A 5,964-nucleotide genomic window follows, 5' to 3' on the forward strand; every position below is an offset into this window, starting at 1 on the left:
TGCGGGCGGCGAGATTGGATATGCCGCTTGCCGCACCCGTGTATTCAAAGCGGAGCGCGAATTCGCTGATGCCGAATGCGCTCGCGGCGTACATGACAAGGGCAAGTATTCGATGCATGACGGCCCCTCAGAGTTCCTTGAAGAACCGCAGATTCTCCGCCATCTCCGTCGGGAGCGTTCCGCCGGACTTGGTGTATTTGAAGTAATGGTTCTCGATCTCGATGACCTTTTTCCGCCGCATATTGGTGAATCGGTTGGCTATCTCCACGTACATCGGGAGCTTTGACACATGCTCGCGTATCGGTTTTGCGAACGGTACGTGACGATACAGGATGGAGCGTGCGACCTTGTTGAGACGCAGTATCCCTTTCGACTCATAGGAGAGCCATGTGAGATAATCCTGCGTGAACACATCGCGGATATTGCTCCGGTTCTTCTCCATCTGCGCCTCGAGACTCTGCTTCGCCTCATCGGAAAGGTCGCGGTTCTTCTTATAGAACTGGATGTAATCGGTGTAGTCAGCGGTGAGCGAACTCTGCGTGACATCGTTCCATGCGGGGCCCATCATCGTCTTGCAGAGTTCCCAGCGGAACGCGCCGATGGTACGTATGAGCAGATTGACGATGTTCTCATTGGTGAATATCGGGAGCACGATGCGCCCGCGGCTCGAACGGTTGCGCCCGCTTATCTCCTGCCACATGAACGCGCGGCTGCCGTACGTCGGCATGAGAATGAAATCCGGGATGACCTTCTTCATCACGAATTCCTTGTCGATATCCTTCTCCTGATCGCGGTAGAGGAGCTCCCGGTGGAAGCAGGAGAAATCGATGGCGAGAATATCCGATATCGCCTGCTCGACGGCTTCGCGTGTCAGAAGCGACTGAGTGAGATCGCGGATGATCATGTCCTTGTGGAGCACGGGGAAATAGGTGCTTATCTGCCCGTAACAGAGGCGATGCGTGGAACGGAACATGTTCTCGACCTCATGCTTGAGCCTGCGCTCGGGACTGTCGCGGTAGCTCGCTTCCTCGGCTTCGTTGAGGAGCCCTCGCTTCTTCATCTCGCGTATCGACTCGTTGAAGTCCTGCCCGAGCTCATTGACCGACGGCTCGTTCTCTTTCGTCTGTATCGTGATGAGCCAGTCGCGGATATTGCGGACGGGTATTTCCGGATTGAACGGGCTTCTGTCGACCAGTTTATAGAGCGTGAGCGCCTGCTCGGGATTGAGCAGTGTCTCATCCATGTACGCATAGGTGAGGAACATGTGATAGAGCCGCGTCTTATCGCCGCTTTTAAGCACGTTTTTGTAGACGTTCTCGTATATCTCGAAGAACACCGATGTGACCGCTTTGCGTATCTTGCGTGCGTCGCTTTCGGAGTCGAACTTGTCCGGGAGCTTCTTGAACTGTTCGAGGGCCTCAAAGAACGCGTCCGCACGCTCTTTGGTGATGCCGGAGAATTTTACTATCTTCTTGACGCTGTCCTTCAATTCCGCGGGCAGATGCTCGAAGCCTTCGCTCACGCTTACGGATGCCGCTTCTTCCTGCTTCGTCGATCCGGCGCCCTTCGCCTGATTGTAGAGGTTCGTCATGAATTCCTCATCGACGGCGGGCTTGGCGAGATACTCGCTTCCGAACGTGCCGATGAGCTCTTGTACCTTTGCGGTGATGAAATCGAGCGTGGCGACGGTGGCGCTTACGTCCTTTTTCGTCTTGCGGAGTTCAATGGCCGCTTTCGCGTATTCGGTGAAAAGGGATTCGCCGTGTTCCGCGTAGAGCGTTTCGAACGATCTGACGAGCGCGATGAAGGCGTTCTTAAGTTCGCTCGCGAGCGTAAAAAGCACATCGGACGCCTGCTTCGCGAAATAGCTCGTGAGTATCGGGTCGGCGGTGAAAAGCGCTTTTTTCTGTTCGGACGCGAGCGCCTTGAGCCGTCGGAAAAAATCGGCGTCCTCGGGACGGAGCTCCGTATCCTGCACGTACGATGTGTTGAACATCTTCGAGAAATCGCTTGCAAAGAAGTCCGCGCTGAAGCTTCGCGGTATCGCCGTGCCCGAAGCGGTGAGGGCATCGCGGTAGGTCGAGGCGCTCTGCATGAATTCCGAACGCGGCGATATGCTGAACCCGAGTGACTGTTTCAAGTGCCAGAAATAAACGGCGAGATTGTCGGCAAGGCGCTGCGTTGCCTGCACGGTCTTATTGATCTTCGCGAGCGCGAGATAGGAGTTCTCCACGGCATAGGCGAGAGAATCGAAGATGAACGGCGCATATTCGCGTTTGCCGTTCATGAACGCCTTGACGTGATCGGCGGAGTTGGCCATCATCGCGTAGACGGTCGATGCCGCCGCGGCGCGATAGCTGAACGAGTACGGCGTCGCAAGGAAAAGGGCGTCGATACCGACGAACATGCCCTGCGGCATTGAAAAGACGCGGTAGCTCGCGCGCGCCACATCTTTCTCGTTCGCGGTACCGGTGAGCGTGGAGATGTACACTTCCGCCTTGCCCTGCGTGAGCATATTGATCGACTGGGCCGGCTGGCCCTCAAAAAAAATGATATCGTTCTGCGCTACCTGATAATTGCCGTTCTGATAAGGGACTACGCTCATTGTTTCGCCTATATCGGTTGATAGTTCACAATGGCTGGATTATATCATACCGGTGAGTTATCGCAATCGCTTCATCGGAGACTGTCGCGAAAATGCGATATTTCAACAGGTAACAGGTTCGCGATCTTCAATATCTCATAGGAATGACGAAACATCGGGTCGCAACCCGCTGTTCTCTATTTTCGCGATATATGCATCGCTATCCGTGGTGACACTAATGTGGTAAAGCGGCTTTGCTGCGAGGCGTGTGCCGTCAGGCAGTGACGCCCATGCGCTCGAACTTATGCCAGCGGTCGTCCTTGAGCGCTTCCGGCTGCATGCGCGTAAGATCGGCGAGGTGACGGAGTATCGCGGCTTTGAGGTTCCGTGTCGCTTCATCATGCCCGCGCTGCGCCCCGCCAAGCGGCTCAGGGATTATTTCGTCGATGATGCCGAGCCTTTTCGCGTCCGATGCGCCGTTCTTGAGCGAGTTCGCCGCTTCGACCTTTTTCGTGCTGTCGCGCCAGAGTATGGATGCGCAGGATTCCGGCGAGATGACGGAGTATATCGCGTACTGCATCATGAGCACGCGATTGGCGACCCCGATGCCGAGCGCGCCGCCGCTGCCGCCTTCGCCGATGATGCAGGCGATGACCGGTACCCGCAGTACGGACATTTCCATGAGATTTCGCGCTATCGCTTCCGCCTGGCCGCGCTCCTCGCCGCCCATGCCGGGGTACGCACCCGGTGTGTCGATGAAGGTTATTATCGGTTTGCCGAATTTCTCGGCCATTTTCATGAGACGCATCGCCTTGCGGTACGCCTCGGGATTGGGCATGCCGAAATTGCGTTTGATGTTCTCTTCCATAGAACGGCCTTTCTGCTGGCCTACGATGATGACGCTTTTCCCGTCGAGCTTGGCCGTGCCGCATACGGTCGAGCCGTCGTCGGCGAAATTTCGATCGCCGTGCAGTTCGATGAAATCGGTGAATATGTTCGCGACATAATCGAGGAAGAGCGGCCGCTGCGGATGACGCGCGACCTGCGTGGTCTGCCAGTACGAGAGGCCGTCGTATATCTTCTTTATCGATACCTGCATTTCCGCATCGAGCTTTTCAACTTTTTCGATTATCTCTTCGTCGGGCGGCGTTCCCGCGATACGGCGAAGCTCGTCGATCTTCGTTGCCAATTCGGCGATAGGCGCCTCGAAATCGAGAAGCATGATATTCGCTGGTGTTGCCATGGTTCTCCCCGTTACACGTCCAGATTTTTAACGTACTTCGCGTTCTTTTCGATGAATTCGCGGCGCGGTTCCACTTCGTCGCCCATGAGAATGGTGAACATCTCTTCGGCGAGCTCGGCGTTCTCGGCGAGCACCTGCATCATGCGCCGCTTTGCGGGGTTCATGGTTGTCTCCCACAGCTGTTCGGGATTCATCTCGCCCAGGCCCTTGTAGCGCTGTATCGCGGTCTTTTTTCCTTTCAGCTTCTGCAGAATGACATCGCGGCCCTTGTCGTTGTATGTATACTCTTCTTTTCCCTCGCACGTTACCTTATAGAGCGGCGGGACGGCGATGAAGATGTGCCCGGCATCGATGAGCGGGCGCATATAGCGGAAGAAGAACGTAAGGAGCAGCGTGCGGATGTGCGATCCGTCGACATCGGCATCCGCCATGATGATGACACGTCCGTAGCGGAGCTTCTCGATATCGAATGCGGTGCCCATGCCGCAGCCGAGCGCGGAGATGATGGGCTTGAGCGTTTCGCTCTCGACGATCTTGTCAACACGGGCTTTTTCCACGTTGAGCATCTTCCCGCGCAGGGGGAGTATCGCCTGGAAGTTCCGGTCGCGCCCCATTTTTGCGGATCCGCCCGCGCTGTCGCCCTCGACGATGTATATCTCGCATTTGTCGGGCTCTTCTTCCGTGCAGTCCGAAAGTTTGCCGGGGAGCGAATCGCTCTCGAGCGCGTTCTTCCGGCGTGCAAGGTCGCGCGCCTTGCGGGCCGCCTCGCGTGCCTCAGCAGCACGTATCGCCTTATCGAGTATCGCTTTGATGACCTTGGGGTTCTGCGAGAAATAGGCATCAAGCCCTTCGGAGACGAGGCGCTCCACGAGCGGCTTTATCTCCGAGTTGCCGAGCTTTGTCTTGGTCTGCCCCTCGAACTGCGGATTGGGTATCTTTATCGACAGCACGCAGGTAAGACCCTCGCGGATGTCGTCGCCGGTCACATCGACCTTGAGTTTCTTGTCGAGCCCGAGCGTTTTTACATAATCATTGGCTGCTTTCGTGAGCGCGGAGCGGAAACCCATAAGATGCGTTCCGCCCTCGGTGGTGTTGATATTATTGCAGTACGCGAACATGGTCTCATGATAACTGTCGGTGTACTGTATCGCGAGCTCGACTTCGACCTTGTCTTCCGTCTTGAAAAGATAGATCGGCTTTTCATTGATGACGTTCTTTTTCTGATTGATATGCTCTACGAACATGACGATGCCGCCCTCATAGCAGAACGTCTCGGACTTCTCTTTTCCCTCGCGGGCATCGGAGAGGATTATCTTGATGCCTTTATTGAGGAAGGCGAGCTCTCGCAGCCGATGCGCAAGCGTATCGTAATTGTATTCGAGCACTTCGAATATCTCATGATCGGGCTTGAAGATGACGAGCGTACCGCGCTTGTCGGTCTCGCCGACCACTGCTACCGGCTTTTCCGGGACGCCGCGCGCATAGACCTGCTCATGTATCTTGCCGTTGAGGAACACGCGCACGGTGAGCTTTTCCGAAAGCGCATTGACCACCGATACGCCGACACCGTGGAGACCGCCGGACACTTTGTACGAATCGTTGTCGAACTTGCCGCCGGCATGGAGCTTGGTGAGCGCGACTTCAAGCCCGCTTACCTTGAGCTTCGGATGTATATCGACCGGTATGCCGCGGCCGTCGTCGAGCACTTCGATGATGTTGTCTTTTTTTATCGTGACGAGGATGTTCTTGCAGTAGCCGGCCATCGCTTCATCGATGGAATTATCGACCACTTCGTAGACAAGGTGATGGAGACCGGGCAGTCCGGTCGAACCGATGTACATGCCGGGGCGTTTGCGGACGGCGGAGAGGCCCTCCAGTACCTGTATGTTCTTGGAACTGTAATTACTCGAGTCGCTCATGCCTTCACCTGATGACCTTTTGCGCGTCTGGAGGGATTCGAACCCCCAGCCTACGGATCCGAAGTCCGTCGCTCTATCCAGTTGAGCTACAAACGCTCGCTGTGAACGTCTACGGTCCGCCGCCGGCACATATCCGTGCGGCATTGGCTTCCGTGCCTACGCTCGCGCAAATCGCCATCCGTAGCGGCTCCGGCCATCCATGGCCGCCGCTAGCTGCG

General features: G+C 56.1%; 3 protein-coding genes and 1 tRNA gene. All 4 read right to left on the reverse strand.

Going from position 1 to position 5,964, the window contains the following annotated elements; all coding sequences use genetic code 11:
* Positions 1-127 precede the first annotated feature (127 nt).
* The 4 genes from AABZ39_17990 to AABZ39_18005 all read right to left on the reverse strand — a co-directional run bounded on the left by AABZ39_17990 (position 128) and on the right by AABZ39_18005 (position 5,842).
* Positions 128-2,605 (reverse strand): cyclic nucleotide-binding domain-containing protein, encoded by a 2,478-nt coding sequence (locus AABZ39_17990; protein ID MEK6796673.1) that lies wholly within the window; start codon positions 2,603-2,605, stop codon positions 128-130.
* Positions 2,606-2,858: 253 nt separating this feature from the next.
* Positions 2,859-3,827 (reverse strand): acetyl-CoA carboxylase carboxyltransferase subunit alpha, encoded by a 969-nt coding sequence (locus AABZ39_17995; GenBank protein MEK6796674.1) that lies wholly within the window; start codon positions 3,825-3,827, stop codon positions 2,859-2,861.
* Positions 3,828-3,838: 11 nt separating this feature from the next.
* Complete coding sequence (gene gyrB / locus AABZ39_18000; GenBank protein MEK6796675.1) at positions 3,839-5,746, reverse strand: DNA topoisomerase (ATP-hydrolyzing) subunit B; 1,908 nt, start codon at positions 5,744-5,746, stop codon at positions 3,839-3,841.
* Between the two features lie 22 nt (positions 5,747-5,768).
* Positions 5,769-5,842, reverse strand: a tRNA-Arg gene (locus AABZ39_18005).
* Positions 5,843-5,964: the final 122 nt, after the last annotated feature.

This window comes from Spirochaetota bacterium (assembly GCA_038043445.1).
GTDB lineage: Bacteria > Spirochaetota > Brachyspiria > Brachyspirales > JACRPF01 > JBBTBY01.

What these genes read in the sequence shown, in the direction of transcription:
- AABZ39_17990 (MEK6796673.1), bottom strand. Translation starts at nt 2,605, where the DNA reads ATGAGCGTAGTCCCTTATCAGAACGGCAATTATCAGGTAGCGCAGAAC.
- AABZ39_17995 (MEK6796674.1), bottom strand. Translation starts at nt 3,827, where the DNA reads ATGGCAACACCAGCGAATATCATGCTTCTCGATTTCGAGGCGCCTATC.
- gyrB (MEK6796675.1), bottom strand. Translation starts at nt 5,746, where the DNA reads ATGAGCGACTCGAGTAATTACAGTTCCAAGAACATACAGGTACTGGAG.